Source organism: Rahnella sp. P4_A8 (assembly GCF_056402435.1).
In genome coordinates this window covers 1-1,200 of sequence record NZ_JBFUHK010000254.1, presented here as the reverse complement: position 1 = coordinate 1,200, position 1,200 = coordinate 1, and the positions used below count along the sequence as shown (strand labels likewise).

1 protein-coding gene is annotated in these 1,200 nt (G+C 49.8%); it reads right to left on the bottom strand.

What is annotated here, in order from left to right; translation table 11 throughout:
• On the bottom strand, positions 1-1,063 hold a 1,063-nt coding region (locus AC1DUO_RS25190), incomplete at its 3' end, for an HlyD family secretion protein (protein ID WP_477989417.1).
• Positions 1,064-1,200: the final 137 nt, after the last annotated feature.

The following is a 1,200-nucleotide window of genomic DNA, read 5'->3' as shown; positions in this document are numbered from 1 at the left end:
TCCCCAAACGGATCTGCTGTGCTGAATCTGATGGAAGGGTATCAATGGCCGCTACAACATCATAACGGGCTCCTCCTCCGTATGAATCTGAAGCGTTACTTTGTACGGAAATCGCTGCAATATGTCCTTCGAGAACGCAGCCAGTAAACCCATCGCCTGTAATTTTCACAGGCATTCCCACACGCAACTGGTAAAGGTCTGACTCGCTGACTTGAGTCAAAACCTGAAGGCGATCAAGCCCGATAACCGCCAGCAATGGCGTCCCTTGGCTTACCTGAAGCCCCGGTTGAGCAAAAATAGCCTTACTGCCGTCTGTTGTGTCAGGTCGTACCGCAATACCGGGAAAAGGTGCTTTGATAGTCTGTTTTTCACTTTGGGCTTTCAGCGTCTGATAACGTACCTGAGCGTTGAGTAGCCCCATTTCTGCGATTTTACGCTCCTCTCCCTGACCCCGTTCCTTAACATCGCGCAAGTCATCCTGTGCGCTGAGCAAATCCTGTTGCTGTGTGAGTTCCTGCTGAACAAGCGCATCGACCTCCATACGTGCAACGATCCCTCTTGTGAATAAGGCCCGTGTTTCGCGTAAATTTGCCTGAGTTGTGATTAAGGTGGTACGAGCCGATTGCTCAGATCTACGGGCACGGGAAACTTCAGGGCTGCTGCTCCAGATATCCAGCTGGTGAACTTCCCTCTGAGCTTTTATCAGTTCAGCCTGAGCCTGGCGCAGTTGAATCCCGATCATTTCGGGATCAAGCTGAACTAGTATTTGCCCTGTTTTAATTGACTCACCTTCCCTGACCCTAACCTCATGAATGACACCTTCGAAAGGCGCTGAAAGCGTTTGCTGCCTGGCAGCTTGTATACGGCCAACGAGACCCAATTGCTGCTCAATTTCCTGTTGCTGGACACGTACCCAGTCAACTAATTGTTCATGCGCGGGTTTTTCAGCGTATTGCACCACAGACAGACATATAGCCACGGTAACGACGAACAGCAGTATGATTATGATTGAAGTGCGCGTCCGAAGTCGGTCTAAGACCATTTGCCAGCGTTTCTTAGTCATTGAGCGAGATATCCCAACTTTGCAGGGTAGTACCTAGAATTTGATCCAGCTGAGCTTGTGCATTTAAATAGTTAATAAGCGCGTTGAGCCTGGCATTGTCCGCATTACGCAGGTCATTCTCAAAGCTCAGCACCTGG